Origin of the sequence: Corynebacterium sp. HMSC068G04, assembly GCF_001814885.1 — a bacterium.
In the GTDB taxonomy this organism is placed as follows: Bacteria; Actinomycetota; Actinomycetes; order Mycobacteriales; family Mycobacteriaceae; genus Corynebacterium; species Corynebacterium hiratae.
Map to the genome: position 1 here is coordinate 17,932 of NZ_KV818333.1, position 16,536 is coordinate 34,467.

Here is a 16,536-nt window from a genome sequence, read left to right on the forward strand (position 1 = left end):
TACACAGAAAAGACCGCCGTGCTGGTCGGTGCCTGGCGCGGCGGCAAGTCAAAACTCTGTGAGCGCGGAGGCTAGACCTCCATGAGCTCTTCTTCCTTGTTGGCTACGAGCTGGTCCACCTGCTCGATGTAGCCGGACGTAATCTTTTCCATCTCCTTCTCGGCGGCGATAACTTCGTCCTCACCCGCGTCGCCATCCTTCTGCAGCTTCTTCAGCTGCTCCATGGCACGGCGGCGGATGTTGCGGATAGCAATCTTGCCGTCCTCGCCCTTGCTCTTGGCCATCTTGACCATGTCGCGGCGGCGCTCCTCGGTCAGCTGCGGGATGGTCACTCGCAGTACCTGACCATCATTGGTCGGGTTCACACCGAGATCCGAGTTGCGAATTGCGTTCTCAATCTCATTCATCACGGACTGCTCATAAGGCTTGATGAGCAGCATGCGCGGCTCAGGGACCGAGATGGTGGCCATCTGGGTAATCGGGGTCGGAACCCCGTAGTACTCAGCGACCAAGCCGTTAAACATGGACGGGTTGGCGCGGCCGGTGCGGATGGTGAGCAGCTGCTCACGGGTGTGCTCTACCGAAGCGGTCATGTGCTCTTCAGCTTCGAGCTGGATCTCGTCGATCATGAGGGTTACAACTCCCTTGAAATAGTCAAAAGTTCTGGGAAAGAATTTAGCAGGTCGCAGCCCATTTGTACTAGGACTGGACCAGCGTGCCGATCTGCTCGCCGTTGACAGCGCGCTTGATATTGCCTTCCGTGAGAAGGTTGAAGACCAAAATCGGCATATTGTTGTCCATACAGAGGCTGAATGCGGTGGCATCGGCCACCTTCAGACCCTTCTCAATAACCTCACGCGGGGTGATTTCGGAATACAGTTCGGCATCCGGGTTGGTGCGGGGGTCGGCCGAATAGACGCCATCGACTGCCTTGGCCAAGAAGAGGACTTCCGCGCCGATCTCTAGGGCTCGCTGCGCCGCAGTGGTATCGGTGGAGAAGTACGGCATGCCCATTCCGGCGCCGAAGATGACGACGCGGCCCTTTTCCAAGTGGCGGTCGGCACGCAGCGGGAGGTAGGGCTCAGCGATCTGTGCCATGTTGATGGAGGTCTGCACGCGGCAGTCGATGCCCTGCTGTTTGAGAAAGTCCTGCAGCGCCAGGGAGTTCATGACGGTGCCGAGCATGCCCATGTAGTCGGAGCGCGCGCGGTCCATGCCGCGCTGGGAAAGTTCGGCGCCGCGGAAGAAGTTACCGCCGCCGATAACGACGGCGATTTCGGTCCCCTGCTGCGCCACCTCGGCAATTTGGCGGGCGACGTTTTCTACCACATCAGGGTCGATGCCGACCTTGCCACCGCCGAACATCTCACCGCCCAGCTTGAGCATGACTCGCTTGTATCCGGTTCGCTTCGGTTCAGGGTTGGTCACGGTCTTCATCGTCTCCTTCACGCATGGCGACGCTTCAGTTAAGCGCTTGAATAATTCTGTTCCATCTTAACCATAGGAAGCCGCTCGCTAATACTCAGCTGCGAGCGAGCCCCACCCTCAGGGGCAGGCTAAAACAGCGAACTCCCTCCCCCACTTGTTTCCTTTGGCCACACGGCGTAGGGAAAAGGAGTGGAGGAGGGAGCAGAAGGCAGTCGCCGCACGACATGCGGCCATGACTGCGACAGCTTCAGAAGCGCTTAGACGCCGACCTCGTAACGGACGAAACCGGTAATGGTGGTGCCAGCCTCCTCTGCAACCTGCTTAACGGTCTTCTTGGAGTCCGACAATGCTGCCTGCTCCAGCAGGACCACAGACTTGTAGAAGCCGTTCAGGCGGCCTTCCACAATCTTCGGCAGGGCAGCCTCCGGCTTGCCCTCCTCGCGGGTGGTGGCCTCCGCGATCTCGCGCTCCTTCTCAACGATCTCAGCCGGAACGTCCTCGCGGGTGAGGTACTCGGCATTCATAGCTGCGATCTGGAGAGCGACTGCGTGTGCGCCTTCTGCGTTGCCCTCGTAGGACACCAGGACACCCACTGCCGGCGGCAGGTCAGCGGAACGCTGGTGCAGGTACACAGCTACGTTGTCACCCTCAATGGTGACGGCACGGCGGGCCTGCAGCTTCTCGCCGGTCTTTGCGGACTCTTCGTCGACGACCTCGGAAACCTTCTTGCCGTCAATCTCCAGGTTGTTGAGTTCCTCACCGGAGTTGACCTTGGCCTCACCAGCAGCCTCAGCGATCTTGGCAGCGAAGGACTTGAAAGCCTCGTTCTTGGCCACGAAGTCGGTCTCGCAGTTGATCTCCACCATCGTGTTGCCGGAGACAGCAATCAGGCCCTCAGTTGCCTCACGCTCAGCGCGCTTGGACACGTTCTTTGCGCCCTTGATGCGCAGGTACTCGACGGCCTTGTCATAGTCACCCTGGGACTCGTCGAGAGCCTTCTTGCAATCGAGCATGCCGGCGCCGGTGGCCTCACGCAATGCCTTTACGTCTGCAGCAGTGTAGTTCGCCATAGTTGGAGCGATCCTCCTTGGATTTAAACGGTATTCGTTGAAACAGCGTAGCTGAATCGCTACCACCACGTCGCGTTGAGGGGGTGTTAGCTTTCTCCCACTCCCCCAACGGAGGAAACCCTCCGCGTGGTGTTTCACCCCTGTGGTGTGTCACGCGCCTTCGCAAGCTTCGGAAAACACGTGAGAAAAGCCCCCATCGCCGCGGACAGTAGGGGCCGCGCGGTACGGGGGCTTCAGGTATGCAGATTACTCTGCGGACTTCTCGGCGTCCTCGGACTTCTCAGCGGAAGCCGGGTCAGACGCAGCGGCAGCCTCAGCGGCGTCGCGGGCGTCCTTCTCAGCGGTGTCGCCAGCAGCCTCCTTGGCCTGTGCAAGCTGACGCTCCTCGCGAGCCTTCTTGCCCTCATCCACAGCGGTGGCGATGATGCCGGAGAGCAGCTTGGTGGCGCGGATAGCGTCGTCGTTGCCCGGAATCGGGAAGTCGACCTCATCCGGGTCGCAGTTGGTGTCCAGGATGGCAACAACCGGGATGTTAAGCTTCTGGGCTTCCTTGACCGCGATGTGCTCCTTGTTGGTGTCAACGATCCACAGTGCGGACGGAGCCTTGGTCATATCGGAGATGCCGCCCAAGACGCGCTCCAGCTTGGTGCGCTCGCGGGTCAGCATCAGAACTTCCTTCTTGGTGCGGCCCTTGTAGCCGTCCTCAGCTGCATCCATAGCCTGCAGCTCCTTCATGCGCTTCAGGCGCTTGGAGACAGTCTGGAAGTTGGTGAGCATGCCACCGAGCCAGCGGTGGTTCACGTACGGCATACCAACGCGGGAAGCTTCTTCAGCAACGGCTTCCTGAGCCTGCTTCTTGGTACCAACGAAGAGGATGGTGCCGCCGTGTGCGACGGTCTCCTTCACGAACTCGAAGGCCTCATCGATGTAGGTCAGCGTCTGCTGCAGGTCGATGATGTAGATGCCGTTACGGTCGGTGAAGATGAAACGCTTCATCTTCGGGTTCCAGCGACGGGTCTGGTGACCGAAGTGGACACCAGCGTCGAGGAGCTCGCGCATGGTTACGACTGCCATGTTTCGCTCGCTTTCTATATGTTGTTTCGGTTTTGCAAAGATTGTGCGGTGTTTTATTCCGCACCCTAGCAACGAAGGCCCTGGTTAACACCCCATTATCCCGGGGACCACGTCAACCACGGACTGTCTCTTCCTTAACCCAGGAAGCGACTACTTCGCCGCGCGTAGTCAGTCCATGTGGTAACCATTCGGTGCCGAGCACAGACTGCTGTGGGCTAGCTTAGTACTGCACACACGGTGATTCCAAACGACGCGACCGAATCACCTCCGCTGGATTGTTGACAGGCTTAACGAACTTTTCCCTAGCGCACCATGGGTTACTTCTGTAACGAGTTATCCACAGGTCGACCGCACGCTCTTCCCTCGAGCCGCGCTCACGCGCAGGCTTGAGGTCATGCGTCACCGTCTACTTTGTTTATCTGCCCTGCTATGCGTTTGGGCCGCGCTTGCCGACGTCCCCCTCGCCGCCGCCTTCGTCGACCCCACCACTGGGGAGCCGGTTGCTTCGCGTGTCTTGCGTGGCTTCGAACCTCCTGAGAAGCGGTGGATGGCCGGGCACCGCGGTGTCGATCTGGATCTGCCCGTCGGCGGTAAGGTGCGTGCCGCTGGCGACGGCGTTGTGTACTTCGCAGGCTCCATAGCGGGTAAGCCAGCCCTTTCGATTGCTCATGGCAACGGCCTACGCACCACTTATCAACCAGTGTTCGCGCGGGTTAAGAAAGGTGACCGAGTGCAGGAAGGAGACGTGATCGGCACGCTCGCGCCGTCCGTGGATGGCTATCCGGGACTCCATTGGGGCGCAATTAAAGGTCGCGAGGACTACATCAACCCGCTGGATCTCCTCGGCGAGCCCGTCATTCGACTCAAGCCCGCGGGTGGGAGCGAGCGTAGACGTCCTTAAGGCGCTGGGCAGAAACGTGCGTATAGACCTGCGTGGTCTGCAGAGAAGAATGGCCGAGCAACTCTTGCACGATGCGTAAATCGGCCCCGCCCTCGAGCAGATGCGTAGCCGCGGAGTGGCGTAGGCCGTGCGGGGTGAGCCCCGGCGCGCCCGTGACTTGTGCGGCGCGTTCGACGACGCGGCGGACCTGGCGCGCATCGATTCGGCGTCCGCGCGTGCCCACGAAGACCGCTTCCGTTTCACCGGCGAGCTCGGGGCGCCCCGTCTTCAGCCAGGCGCGCAGCGCGTCGTGGGCCGCGTCCCCGAAGGGAACGACGCGCTGCTTATTGCCCTTACCAGTCACGCGCGCGGTGCGGCGGGAAAGATCCACATCCCCGATGTCCAAGCTCACCAATTCGGCTACGCGCGCGCCGGTGGCATAGAGAAACTCGAGCATGGCGCTATCACGCAGGAAATGGATCTCATCGGCGGAGACCGCATTGCCCATCAGTTCCCCGGCGGCAGCGGGCGACATCACAGTGGGCAGATGCTTGCCCACCTTGGGCGTAGCCAGGCGCTGGGCGACATCAGTCTCGAGGTGCCCCTCGCGCGCAGCCCACGTGGAAAAGGCGCGCACCGCCGCGGTACGCCGCGCCAGCGTGGAGCGAGATTTTCCCTCATCGACGGCACCCGCCAGCCATGCGCGAAGGGCGTTCAGAGTAAATGACGAGAAACTCGGGACGTCGGCAGCCAGCAGGCGCAGGTCTGAGCAGTAACCACGGACAGTCGCCTCGGAGCGGCCGCGAACGATGCGCTGGTAATCCGCAAAGTCCTCGATCGCTTCCTCCAGCTGGCCGCCCACGCGCCGTTCGGCGTTACCACTTGCTCCACTCATGTCACATGAGTGTACTCAGGTGCGCTGCCACATCGCGCCCGAGCGCGTTATCACCCCCATCTTTTGCATCGCCACGAGCAGGTGGATGGTCAGCGCCACCCGCATTCCCGCAGCAGCCGCGATATCCTCCGCACTCGCTCCCTCCTCCGCACTTTCCGGCGGAGTGGAGTCATACACTTTGAGCTCGTTGCGGGACAAGCGCTGCACCGGGGTTGGCTGGAACTCAAGTTCATACTGACCCGCAGCGTCCACTTCCCCGACTTTGCCCACGAGTCCACGTATTTCGTCGACTGAGGCCACCAGTTGCGCTCGCCCATCCTGGATGCGTTGGTGGCACCCCAAGGACCCAGACGTCGTGACTGGGCCCGGCACCGCCATGGCAACCCGGCCCAGAGCCTCCGCCCAGTTCAGCGTGTTCAACGCGCCAGAACGAAACCCGGCTTCCACCACCACGGTGCCGCTGGTCATCGCCGCCACGAGGCGGTTGCGGGACAAGAAGCGGAAACGCTGTGGCCGTGTGCCCGGCGCGAACTCGGACACGATGCACCCATTCCCGGCAATCCTGTCAAAGAGACGTGCATTGCGCGCCGGGTAGGAAATGTCAATACCGCAGGCCGCCACCGCGACGGTCTGCCCACCTGCGTCGAGAGCTGCCTCGTGCACCGCTGTATCAACCCCCACTGCCCCACCGGACACCACGGTCCATTGGTGCGCTGCGAGGCCACCAGCCAGAAGTGAGCCCGCCTCCCAGCCGTACCGGCTCACGGCGCGCGTGCCCACCAGGGCAACGGATTGGGCTACCGCTTCGCGCAGGTTCCCGCCGCGAACCCAGAGGCTGTGGGGCGGGACTGCTTGGTCATCAAACGTCGCCGGGGCATCGACGAGCCCCTGCTGGTAGAACCCAAAGGCACGGGCAAATTCCTCCCCGGGCCACTCCGCGTCATCGGGTGTGATGAGCCGGGCTCCGACCGCCTCTGCGGCAGCGAGGTCTTCGTCTTGTCGTAGCCAGTCCCGCCGCGATGCCGTGGCCTGCTGCAGGGGCCCGATCCAGTCCTCTCCCTTATAGATTCCTCGCGCTATCTCCTCAGCCGGGTATTGGGTCAGCAGACCGTGGAGGGTTGGTGAGGGTCCTTCCACCACGCGGTTGAGGTAGGCCCAGGTGTGACGGCTGGTCGACACGTTGAGTTCGCTCATGCGGCCAACCTCTCGATCGTGTCAGCACCACGGAGATCAAGTGCGCGGCTGACGTGGTCAAGCTCAGGACGGGCGGTTCCATCGAGGTCCGCCAACGTCCACGCCAAGCGCAGCACACGATCGACCCCTCGCTGGCTCAGCTCCCCTTCAGCCAAGTAGGCAGCAAGCATAATCATCGCCGACTCCGCTGCTGGGCGATGACGCCGCAAATAGGAAGCAGATACGGCGCCATTGACTACGCTTCCCAGTCCATCGGCCTCCCAGCGCGCCTTCATTCGTTCCCTGGCGGCGGCCACGCGTTGAGCAATGTCTGCGGAGGTTTCCTCCCCTTCTGGGTGCAGTACCGCGGATTGCCCAGACAAAGACACAATGATGTCGAGGCGGTCGCGCAATGGGCCCGAAAGGTTGGATAGGTAGTTCATCCTGTCTGCTGCCCGGCATTCGCAGCGTGACGGTTCCTCAGCGCCACAGCGGCACGGGTTCGCAGCCAACACCAGTTGAAAGCGGGCGGGAAAGATTACCTCGCGGCTAGCCCGAGTCAGGCGCACCTGTCCTTCTTCCAGCGGTGCGCGCAAGCTATCCAGTACTTGCGCCGGAACCTCGCTGACCTCGTCGAGAAAGAGCACTCCATGGTGCGCCAGACTCACCGCACCTGGCCGCGGGCGCCCCGATCCACCGCCGATCAGCGCGGCCCTCGTGACCGAAGCGTGCGGCGCGATGAAGGGCGCCCGGGAAATCGCCGTGCCAACGGCTCCCGCCACCGAGTGGATCGCGGTAGCCTCCACCGCTTCTTCCGTGGTCAAGCGCGGAAGGATGCCCGGCAAACGCGAAGCAATCATTGATTTGCCGGAACCAGGTGGCCCCACCATCATCACGTGATGGCCGCCAGCCGCGGCAACCTCTGCTGCCCACTTGGCTTCCCGCTGTCCGGCTACTTCGCTGAAGTCTGCAACTTGTTCGCGCGCGGGCGCCGCAGCGTGCGTGATCAGCTGCGCGTCCGGCAGGCAATCACTCCCGCATACCCAAGCGAAAGCATCCCAGAGGGTCTCGGCCACCAGCACTCGCATGCCGGGAACCAATGCTGCTTCCGCCGCATTACCAACCGGAATGATCAGCGTGTCATAGCCTTGCGAGCGCGCCGCCAGAATCGCCGGGATGATGCCGGAGACCGGGCGAACCTGCCCGTCCAGTCCCAACTCGCCGAGCACGAGCGCCCCGCTGAGTCGGCTTTTCTCACTCTGGCCTGCCGCTAAGATGGCCAGCGCCATGGGGAGATCGAAATGTGCGCCGGCCTTGGGCAACGATGCTGGTGACATGGACACCACGACCTTTGTTTTCGGCCACGGTAGGTGCGAGTTGCTCACCGCGGTCCGGATGCGATCCCGCGACTCCGAAATCGCGGCATCACCCAGTCCCACCACATGGACACCGGGCAGCCCGGGACCCACGTTGGCTTCCACGGTGACCACCCTGGCCAGCACACCATCCAGCGCAATCGTGTCGCACCTACCGAGAGCCATGGTCAACTCCCTGGAAATACTCCACGTCGAAGGCCTCCCCCTTCTCAGCCCCTGTGGACACGAGCCCGAGTACATCAAAGCGAACCTTGCTTAAGGGCTGGGTAGTACTCCGCCTTGCGGTCAGCCACTGCGCGGCAGCCTTGCGAAGGCGCTTTAGCTTGCGCGGTGTTACCGCTTCAGCCACGCCAAAGTTGCGGGTTGCCCGGGTTTTAACTTCACAGAAGACGATGGTTCCATCAGGCTCGCGCACAACGAGGTCGAGCTCGCCCACACGATAGTGGACGTTCGCGGCTATCACCTGAGCCCCGCGCGCCCGGTAGAAGTCAGCGGCGAACTTCTCCCCCGCTTTCCCCAGTGCATCCGCAGGACGGATGGTCTGCCCCACGCTCGGTGAATGCACGGAAGTCGCTAGATTTTTTGTCATTATGGTGCTCCTTGGAATTGAACGTGTACACAACACGCCGCAAGCACGACACAGGACAATTCCTGTGCCGCACCCCCTTACGGCACTTCCAGAACACCTCACTCGGCATCCCCCTGGCGAGAGCTTTGAGTCTCGCCACACCAAATCTGTGGATAACTAGTCCGGACTCACCACTTTATTGGCACCCGCACCCCGCACACGAGCTTTACTCTGGGAGGACAAAGTCCGGCTTGTCCAGCTCTTCAATGTTGACGTCCTTGTAAGTGATCACACGGACGTAGCGCACAAAGCGCGCCGAGCGGTACATATCCCATACCCATGCATCGGACATGCGGACCTCGTAGTAAACGTCTGGCCCAGACGTATGCGGAATGAGCTCGACCGCATTGGCCAGGTAAAACCTGCGTTCGGTTTCCACCACATAGGAGAATTGGCTGACTACATCGCGGTATTCGCGGTACAGCGACAGCTCGACTTCAGCCTCGTAGTTATCGAGTTCCTCAGCGCTCACGGTGTGCTTCTCCTTCGCTCACAATCAACCGGGATCTACGGTGTCACAGATTGAGCACCAGCTTAGTTCCCGCACCCCGCCTCAGGCTTCAGGCGCGCGCGAGGAATTGCGCATGAGCCCCAGCAACGTTGCGATAACTCATGCGGTGCTCCGGCGTCGCTCCCAACTGCACGATGGCCTCTTGGTGTGCGGCGGTGCCATACCCCTTATGCGATTCCAAGGCATAGCCCGGGTAGCGCTGCGCGAGCTCATCCATCAAGCGATCACGAGACACCTTGGCCACAACGCTTGCCGCAGCGATGCAGCGTGCGGCAGTATCACCGCCGATGATCGGCAGTTGCGGGGTAGGCAGGCCGGGGACAAAGAGGGCGTCGCTCAGCACATAGCCCGGGCGGACCTTAAGCTGTGCTACCGCGCGGCGCATCCCCGACAGGTTGGCGTGCTGGATGCCAAAGGCATCGATGTCCTTTGCTCCCACGTGCACCACCGACCACGCCAGCGCGCGACGTTTGATCAGCGGCTCCAGCTTCTCCCTGGCCGCCGGCGTGAGCTTCTTCGAGTCATCGAGCCGCTCCAAACCGGGAATGATGCGATCGGGCAAAATGCACGCGGCAATCGTCACCGGCCCGCAGCAGGCCCCACGCCCGGCTTCATCCACCCCCGCGACAGGCCCCAGCCCCGCCTTGGAGAGCGCAACCTCATAGGTTCTCTTCTGTTTGAGACGGCGCATAGCGTTTACGCCGGTTGAGCATCGATAGTCTGGGCGCGGCTGAACGGCATCACCACGGCGGCGACCTTCCCACGAACGTTCTCCACGGGTACGGTGCCCTGCAGTTTGTCTCCGAGGTGAGCGCGCGAATCCAGCGAGTTTGTGCGATTGTCTCCCATGACCCACAGGTGACCCTCCGGGACCGTGACGGGACCAAAGTAGGCGCCACCGCAGGCCTGCGAGCCCACGCGTTCATCAACAGGTATCTCCGGCGGATTCAGAACGAAGTCCTGGTTGGTGGGCTTGCCATCCACCATCACGGCTGGATCCCCCTCCTGGCATGACACGGTCTGCCCGCCGGTGGCGATGACTCGCTTGACCAAGATGTTGTCGCCGTTGGGAACGAGCCCCACGGCGGCACCAAGGTTTTGTATGCCGCGCAGGAGCACGTTGCGGGAACGCTTTACCTCAAAAGACGTGTTCCACGAGTCTGGCCCGGAAAAGACCACGACCTCCCCAGGACGCGGGTCGTTGAAGTAATAGCTCATCTTCTGCACGGCGATGCGGTCATTTGTGCATCCCGGGCAGCCATGCAGTGTGGGTTCCATGGAGGAGGACGGGATGAGGTACATCCTGCCCACGAAGGCCTGAATCAGCGCCAGCGCCACGAAGGTAACTGCCAGCGCCCACAGGACATCGCGAACTCTAGGACTGGATGTCCGGGTCATCGACTCCACCGATGCGGTTGAAGGGGAAGTAGATGAACATGACCTTGCCGCGGACGTTCTCCAGCGGGATCGTTCCTTGGAACTCATCCTGCATGTGATAGCGCGAGTCCGCGGAGGCCGTGCGGTTATCTCCCATCACCCAGATATTGCCCTCTGGCACGGTCACGGGGCCAAAATACGCGCCGCCACAGGCGTAAGAACCGGTGGTCTCATCAACGCGATACGTCGGCGGGTCCTGCACATAGTCCTGTTCGATGGGCTTGCCATCCACCATGACCGCAGGATCACCCTCCTGGCAGGACACGGTCTGGCCACCGGTAGCAACAACACGCTTGACCAAGATGTTCTCGTCTGGCGGGGTGAGCGAAACGTAGCTCAGCGCGTCCTGAATGCGGTGGATGACCGGGTTGTCGGAACGCGGCGATACCCAATTCCTGTCCCAGTCCGGCGTTCCCTTGAACACCACGACATCACCGGGCTCTGGGTTCTTGTCGCCGTAATAGGAGACCTTCTCGGTAAAAATGCGGTCGTTATTGCAGCCTTCACAGCCATGCAAAGTCGGCTCCATCGACCCTGATGGAATGACGTACTGCCGGCCCACAAAGTTTTGGAAAACACCAACGACCGCAAGCACGGAAACCATCACCAGTGCGGTCTCCAGCAACCAAGGCATCTGCTTCTTTTCCTCAGCGGGGGGTGCTGCGCTCTCCGACGCCTCTTTCCCCACGCCCTGGGAACCTTCAGTAATGTCGTTTTCTTTTTCCACGGGCTAAATCCTAGCAATGCGCGCCGACATCCCGGTATGCGGCTCGGCCGGAGGCTGCTGAAAACACAAAGCCCTCCGCCTTACCCACAAGAATCGGTGGGAAGCGGAGGGCTGAAGAGCAGCTAGAACTAGCGGCGCTCCTTGATGCGGGCCTTCTTGCCACGCAGGTCGCGCAGGTAGTACAGCTTCGCGCGGCGCACGCGGCCGCGGCGAACTACCTCGATGGAGGCAATGTTCGGGGAGTGAACCGGGAAGGTACGCTCAACGCCGATGCCGAAGGAAACCTTACGCACGGTGAAGGTCTCGCGGATGCCGTCGCCCTGACGGCGGATGCAGACACCCTTGAAGAGCTGGGTACGCTCGGTGCTGCCCTCGATGACCTTGACGTTGACGTCAAGGGTATCGCCCGGGCGGAAGGACGGGATATCGTCGCGCAGCGAAGCTGCATCAACCTTATCAATGAGGTTTGCCATTGGTGTTTTCCTTTTCAGTTTAAGACAGAGGACCCTGGCGCCACCGCGAGGCGGCTGACCGGTTCGTGCCTATTACACAGAACATCGCTATCTTTCCACACCCCACCCCCGCAGAACAAATTGCCCCAAACGCCTGACACCTGCCCACCGGGGGCTCTAAGGTGGGTGACGCACTGATACCCCACGGGTGCCCACGGGAAGTGGGCTGAGAGTGGCGCTGATACCGCGCCTGCACCGTTCGAACCTGTCTGGTTAGCACCAGCGAAGGAAGAGAGGAGCAGCCATGACGGCTACCCATAACCCCATCCAGTCCACCGACTCCGGCGAGATCCACCCCAAGCACTCCTACTCCCCCATCCGGGAGAAAGGTCTGGAGGTGCCCGAGACCGAGATCCAGCTGGATGATTCCCCCACAGGGCCCAACGAACCCTTCCGCATCTACCGCACGCGCGGCCCGGAGTGTGAGCCTGAAGTAGGCCTGCCGGCCCTGCGCGCCGAATGGATTGCGGAGCGCGGAGACGTTGAAGAGTATGAGGGCCGCGCACGCAACCTTGCTGACGATGGCCGCTCGGCCGAGCGCCGCGGTGCGGCTTCCTTGGAGTGGAAGGGGGAGCGTCGCCAGCCGCTGCGTGCGAAGGAAGGCAAGCGCGTTACCCAGATGCACTACGCACGCCAGGGGATCGTCACCAAGGAGATGGAGTTCGTGGCTCTGCGCGAGCACTGCGACCCAGAGTTCGTGCGTTCCGAGATCGCCCGTGGCCGCGCCATCCTGCCTAACAACGTCAACCACCCCGAGTCGGAGCCGATGATTATCGGCCGCAAGTTCCTGACCAAGATCAACGCCAACATCGGCAACTCCGCGGTGACCTCCTCCATTGAGGAAGAGGTGTCGAAGCTGCGCTGGGCCACCCGCTGGGGCGCGGATACCGTTATGGACCTCTCCACCGGTGATGACATCCACACCACGCGCGAGTGGATCCTGCGCAACTCACCGGTCCCCATCGGCACCGTGCCCATCTACCAGGCGCTGGAGAAGGTCAACGGCGTAGCTGAGGACCTGACGTGGGAGATTTTCCGCGATACCGTCATCGAACAGTGCGAGCAGGGCGTGGATTACATGACCGTGCACGCCGGCGTGCTGCTGCCCTATGTGCCGTTGACCACGAACCGTGTTACCGGCATTGTTTCCCGCGGCGGCTCTATCATGGCGGGCTGGTGCCTGGCGCACCATAAGGAGTCCTTCCTCTATGAAAACTTCGACGAACTCTGTGAGATTTTTGCGCGCTACGACGTCGCTTTCTCGCTCGGCGATGGCTTGCGCCCCGGCTCCCTAGCGGATGCCAACGACACCGCCCAGTTCGCCGAGCTCAAGACCATCGGTGAGCTCACCCGGCGCGCCTGGGAGTACGACGTCCAGGTCATGGTGGAAGGCCCGGGGCACGTGCCGCTCAACATGATTCAGGAAAACAACGAGCTCGAGCAGGACTGGGCCTCCGATGCGCCCTTCTACACGCTGGGCCCGCTGGTCACCGATATTGCCCCGGGCTATGACCACATCACCTCCGCCATTGGCGCGGCGCACATCGCCATGGGTGGTACGGCCATGCTGTGCTACGTCACCCCGAAGGAGCACTTGGGGCTGCCCAACCGCGATGACGTCAAGACCGGCGTCATCACCTATAAGCTTGCCGCCCATGCGGCCGACGTGGCCAAGGGCCACCCAGGTGCGCGCGCCTGGGATGACGCGATGAGCAAGGCTCGCTTTGAGTTTCGCTGGCACGACCAGTTCGCGCTCTCCCTCGACCCAGACACCGCGCAGGCCTACCACGACGAGACCCTGCCCGCGGAGCCGGCGAAGACCGCGCACTTCTGCTCCATGTGCGGCCCGAAGTTCTGCTCTATGCGCATCAGCCAGGACATCCGGGATACCTTCTCCGATTCCCTTGGTATGCCAAGCTTCCCGGGTAAGGGCGCCATCGATCCCGAGGTTGTGGCCGCTGCCCGTGCCGGTGAGAAGCAGATGTCGGAAGAGTTTAAGGCTCAGGGATCCCAGCTCTATCAGGAGGAAGAAACCACGCATGCCTGATCTTCGCTGCTACTTCGTCACGGGCAAGGGCACGCCTGCGGAGATCGTGCGCATCGCTGCCGCAGCGGCCCGGGGCGGTGCCGGGGTGGTACAGGTACGCTCCAAGCCGATTTCCGCCCGCGACCTCTACCATCTGGGTCGAGAGGTAGCCCGCGCGGTGGCACAGGCCAACCCAGAAACGCGTGTGCTTATCGACGACCGCGTCGACGTCGCCGCCGCCCTACGCCACGCCGGCGAGCCGGTGCACGGCGTGCATGTTGGCCAGGACGATCTGCCCGTGGCCGCCGCCCGCGCGTTGTTGGGGCCGGACGCGATTATCGGTCTGACCACCGGCACCCGCGAGTTGGTTGAGTCCGCCAATGACGTCGCAGATGTCATTGACTACATCGGCTGCGGCCCGTTCCGCGCGACACCGACGAAGGAATCCGGCCGCACGCCATTAGGGCTTGATGCCTACCCGGATTTGGTGAAGCTCTCCCGCGTACCGCTCGTGGCCATCGGGGATGTCACCGCCAACGATGCAGCCGATCTGGCGGCAACCGGCGTGGCCGGCCTAGCCGTCGTGCGCGGCATCATGCACGCCGAGGACCCGGAAGCCTACTGCCGCGAGCTGCTTGCCGGTTTTGATGAAGGTGCGCGATGAGTACCAGCTCTGAATCCTCAGTCATCGTCGTCGGCGCGGGCGTCATCGGTCTGGCCACCGCCGTGGAACTGGCCGCGCGGGGCTTTAAGGTCACGGTGCTGGATCCGGCGCCGGCCTCCGGAGCTACCCACTTCGCCGGCGGCATGCTCGCCCCTGCCGCCGAGGTGGTCTACCAGCAGGATCCTCTCTTCCCGCTGATGCGTGCCTCCGGCGCGTGGTACCCAGAGCTTATCGATCTGGTTGCCGCCCACACGGAGGTCCCCACTGGCTACCGCGCCGAGGGAACACTCGTCGTCGCCGCCGACCGCGCGGATGCTCAGCACCTCACCGAGCTGGCAGATTATCAGTCCCTCCACGGTATGGAGGTCGAGCGCATCACCGTGCGCGAAGCCCGGCGCGCCGAACCGTTGCTGTCACCACGCTTGGCCGGGGCCGTCAGCATCCCGGGTGACACGCAGGTCTTCCCCCGCCAGTGGACAGCTGCCCTCATCAGCGCTGCCCAAGCACTCGGTGTGCGTTTCTTCCGCACGGCAGCGCAGTCGATCAATGCTGACGCGGGCGTGGTCACCACGGCCGCTGGCGAGTTCGAAGCGGAACAGGTGGTGCTCGCTGCAGGCCTGGGGGCACGCGATATCGAGTGGGCAGCCGCGGCTGGGCTCACAGATTCCCCGCTGCACCTGCGCCCGGTGTACGGAGATATCCTGCGCCTGCGCGTACCGGACGAGCTCCAGCCGCTGCTCACCCGAGTCGTCCGCGGCTTCGTGGAGGACCGCCCCATCTACCTCATCCCCCGCGGAGATGGCACCCTCGCGGTCGGCGCTACAACCCGCGAGGACACGCTTGCCACGGCCCAAGCCGGCGGTGTCTACGCGCTGCTTCGCGACGCCATCCGCATTCTCCCCGCCATCGAAGAATGCGAATTCCTCGAGGCCAGCGCCGGTGCCCGCCCTGGCACTCCGGATGACTTGCCGTATCTGGGCAGGGTGAGCGAGAAACTTATTATTTCTACCGGCTATTTCCGCCACGGCATTCTGCTCACGGCCCTAGCCGCGCGCTGCACCCGCGAGCTCATCGAAGGCACCGCACCGAGCATTGATCTCGCGGCCTGCAGCCCCCTACGACACCTCAAGGAGCAACAATGATTCTGATCCTTAACGGTCAGCCCTATGACACGGCAGCAGACACCGTCGCCCAACTGCTGGAAGAAAAAGGCATCGACGCCGACGGCACCGCCGTGGCACTGTCCGAGCAGGTCGTTCCACGCTCGCAGTGGGAATCCACCCCACTCACCGAAGGCGCGGCCGTGGAAATCCTCACTGCGGTCCAAGGAGGTTAAATGCTCACCATCGCCGATACCACTTTTTCCTCCCACCTCATCATGGGCACCGGTGGGGCCACGAGCCATGACGCCCTCGAGCGCGCGCTCGTCGCCTCTGGAACCGAGCTGACCACGGTGGCCATGCGCCGCCACGCTGGCACCCGTGACGGTGAGAGCATCTTCGACCTGTTGCGCCGGTTGGGCATCGCTCCGTTGCCCAACACCGCCGGGTGCCGCACGGCCCGCGAGGCTGTGCTCACCGCCCGCATGGCCCGTGAGGCGCTGGGCACCACGTGGGTCAAGGTAGAGGTCATCGCCGACGCGCACACGCTCCTGCCCGATGTCGTGGAAACCCTCGACGCCACTGAGCTGCTGAGCGCCGAAGGTTTCACCGTGCTGGCCTACACCAGCGACGATCCCGTCGCCGCCCAGCGCCTCGAGGATGCCGGAGCAGCAGCCGTCATGCCGCTGGGCGCTCCCATCGGCACCGGGCTGGGCATCCTCAACCCGCACAACCTCGAGCTCATCTGCTCGCGGGCCTCGGTGCCTGTGCTTGTCGACGCCGGCATCGGCACCGCCTCCGATGCCACCCTCGCCATGGAGCTCGGCTGCTCCGGCGTGCTGCTCGCCAGCGCAGTCAACCGCTGCCAAGATCCGGAAGCCATGGCCACCGCCATGCGCCACGCCGTCGAAGCGGGACGACTCGCGCGCAGCGCCGGTCGTATCCCGCAGCGCGAACATGCCCAGGCATCCTCCACCTTCGAGGGCCTAGCCTCCTGGGCGGACCAGGTCCTATAGCCCACTGCTTAAAAGTACA

At 62.8% G+C, this 16,536-nt stretch carries 19 protein-coding genes and 1 riboswitch; of the genes, 6 read left to right on the forward strand and 13 right to left on the reverse strand.

Going from position 1 to position 16,536, the window contains the following annotated elements:
- Positions 1-71: 71 nt before the first annotated feature.
- The 4 genes from frr to rpsB form a co-directional block, all read right to left on the reverse strand.
- Positions 72-629, reverse strand: a complete 558-nt coding sequence (gene frr, locus HMPREF2993_RS07200; RefSeq protein WP_046648055.1) for a ribosome recycling factor — start codon at positions 627-629, stop codon at positions 72-74.
- A 70-nt stretch (positions 630-699) separates the two neighbouring features.
- Entirely contained in the window at positions 700-1,437 is a 738-nt protein-coding gene (pyrH, locus tag HMPREF2993_RS07205; RefSeq protein ID WP_070512635.1) for a UMP kinase, read from the reverse strand.
- 248 nt (positions 1,438-1,685) lie between these two features.
- Complete coding sequence (tsf, locus tag HMPREF2993_RS07210) at positions 1,686-2,498, reverse strand: translation elongation factor Ts (RefSeq protein ID WP_070701706.1); 813 nt, start codon at positions 2,496-2,498, stop codon at positions 1,686-1,688.
- A 246-nt stretch (positions 2,499-2,744) separates the two neighbouring features.
- On the reverse strand, positions 2,745-3,572 hold the full coding sequence (rpsB, locus tag HMPREF2993_RS07215) for a 30S ribosomal protein S2 (protein WP_010190382.1): 828 nt from the start codon (positions 3,570-3,572) through the stop codon (positions 2,745-2,747).
- Positions 3,573-3,966: 394 nt separating this feature from the next.
- On the opposite strand from rpsB, the gene HMPREF2993_RS07220 reads away from it, so the two are divergent.
- Positions 3,967-4,473 carry a M23 family metallopeptidase gene (locus tag HMPREF2993_RS07220; protein ID WP_070515659.1) on the forward strand — a complete coding sequence of 169 codons (507 nt, stop codon included), beginning with the start codon at positions 3,967-3,969 and terminating at the stop codon, positions 4,471-4,473.
- Here HMPREF2993_RS07220 and HMPREF2993_RS07225 read toward each other — a convergent pair.
- From HMPREF2993_RS07225 to rplS, 9 genes are all read right to left on the reverse strand, one after another.
- Entirely contained in the window at positions 4,436-5,347 is a 912-nt protein-coding gene (locus HMPREF2993_RS07225; protein ID WP_070545798.1) for a tyrosine recombinase XerC, read from the reverse strand. The two genes, HMPREF2993_RS07220 and HMPREF2993_RS07225, sit on opposite strands and share 38 nt — an antisense overlap.
- A 15-nt stretch (positions 5,348-5,362) precedes the next feature.
- Positions 5,363-6,541, reverse strand: coding sequence for a DNA-processing protein DprA (dprA, locus tag HMPREF2993_RS07230; protein ID WP_070512629.1), 1,179 nt, complete (start codon positions 6,539-6,541; stop codon positions 5,363-5,365).
- Positions 6,538-8,061, reverse strand: a complete 1,524-nt coding sequence (locus HMPREF2993_RS07235) for a YifB family Mg chelatase-like AAA ATPase (RefSeq protein WP_070701708.1) — start codon at positions 8,059-8,061, stop codon at positions 6,538-6,540. Before HMPREF2993_RS07235 ends, dprA begins: the two co-directional genes overlap by 4 nt.
- Positions 8,048-8,485 (reverse strand): YraN family protein, encoded by a 438-nt coding sequence (locus HMPREF2993_RS07240; RefSeq protein WP_070701710.1) that lies wholly within the window; start codon positions 8,483-8,485, stop codon positions 8,048-8,050. Before HMPREF2993_RS07240 ends, HMPREF2993_RS07235 begins: the two co-directional genes overlap by 14 nt.
- A 205-nt stretch (positions 8,486-8,690) precedes the next feature.
- Entirely contained in the window at positions 8,691-8,996 is a 306-nt protein-coding gene (locus tag HMPREF2993_RS07245) for a DUF2469 domain-containing protein (RefSeq protein ID WP_005528899.1), read from the reverse strand.
- 88 nt (positions 8,997-9,084) lie between these two features.
- Entirely contained in the window at positions 9,085-9,726 is a 642-nt protein-coding gene (locus HMPREF2993_RS07250) for a ribonuclease HII (protein WP_046648047.1), read from the reverse strand.
- A gap of 5 nt (positions 9,727-9,731) precedes the next feature.
- Entirely contained in the window at positions 9,732-10,433 is a 702-nt protein-coding gene (gene lepB, locus HMPREF2993_RS07255) for a signal peptidase I (RefSeq protein ID WP_070701711.1), read from the reverse strand.
- Positions 10,411-11,106: a signal peptidase I gene (gene lepB, locus HMPREF2993_RS07260; protein WP_246818647.1), complete on the reverse strand. Its 696-nt coding sequence runs from the start codon at positions 11,104-11,106 to the stop codon at positions 10,411-10,413. The genes lepB (HMPREF2993_RS07255) and lepB (HMPREF2993_RS07260) overlap by 23 nt, the downstream gene beginning before the upstream one ends.
- 221 nt (positions 11,107-11,327) lie before the next feature.
- Positions 11,328-11,672 (reverse strand): 50S ribosomal protein L19, encoded by a 345-nt coding sequence (gene rplS / locus HMPREF2993_RS07265; protein ID WP_046648044.1) that lies wholly within the window; start codon positions 11,670-11,672, stop codon positions 11,328-11,330.
- A 173-nt stretch (positions 11,673-11,845) separates the two neighbouring features.
- Positions 11,846-11,960, forward strand: a riboswitch (TPP riboswitch).
- Here rplS and thiC point away from each other — a divergent pair.
- The 5 genes from thiC (at position 11,956) to HMPREF2993_RS07290 (ending at position 16,517) form a co-directional block, all read left to right on the forward strand.
- Entirely contained in the window at positions 11,956-13,758 is a 1,803-nt protein-coding gene (gene thiC, locus HMPREF2993_RS07270) for a phosphomethylpyrimidine synthase ThiC (RefSeq protein ID WP_070701715.1), read from the forward strand. Its footprint overlaps the riboswitch before it by 5 nt.
- Positions 13,751-14,401, forward strand: a complete 651-nt coding sequence (locus tag HMPREF2993_RS07275; RefSeq protein ID WP_070701717.1) for a thiamine phosphate synthase — start codon at positions 13,751-13,753, stop codon at positions 14,399-14,401. Before thiC ends, HMPREF2993_RS07275 begins: the two co-directional genes overlap by 8 nt.
- Complete coding sequence (gene thiO / locus HMPREF2993_RS07280) at positions 14,398-15,543, forward strand: glycine oxidase ThiO (RefSeq protein WP_070701719.1); 1,146 nt, start codon at positions 14,398-14,400, stop codon at positions 15,541-15,543. Before HMPREF2993_RS07275 ends, thiO begins: the two co-directional genes overlap by 4 nt.
- Entirely contained in the window at positions 15,540-15,737 is a 198-nt protein-coding gene (thiS, locus tag HMPREF2993_RS07285; protein WP_070701721.1) for a sulfur carrier protein ThiS, read from the forward strand. Before thiO ends, thiS begins: the two co-directional genes overlap by 4 nt.
- Positions 15,738-16,517, forward strand: coding sequence for a thiazole synthase (locus tag HMPREF2993_RS07290; RefSeq protein ID WP_070701723.1), 780 nt, complete (start codon positions 15,738-15,740; stop codon positions 16,515-16,517).
- The last annotated feature ends 19 nt before the right edge of the window (positions 16,518-16,536 follow it).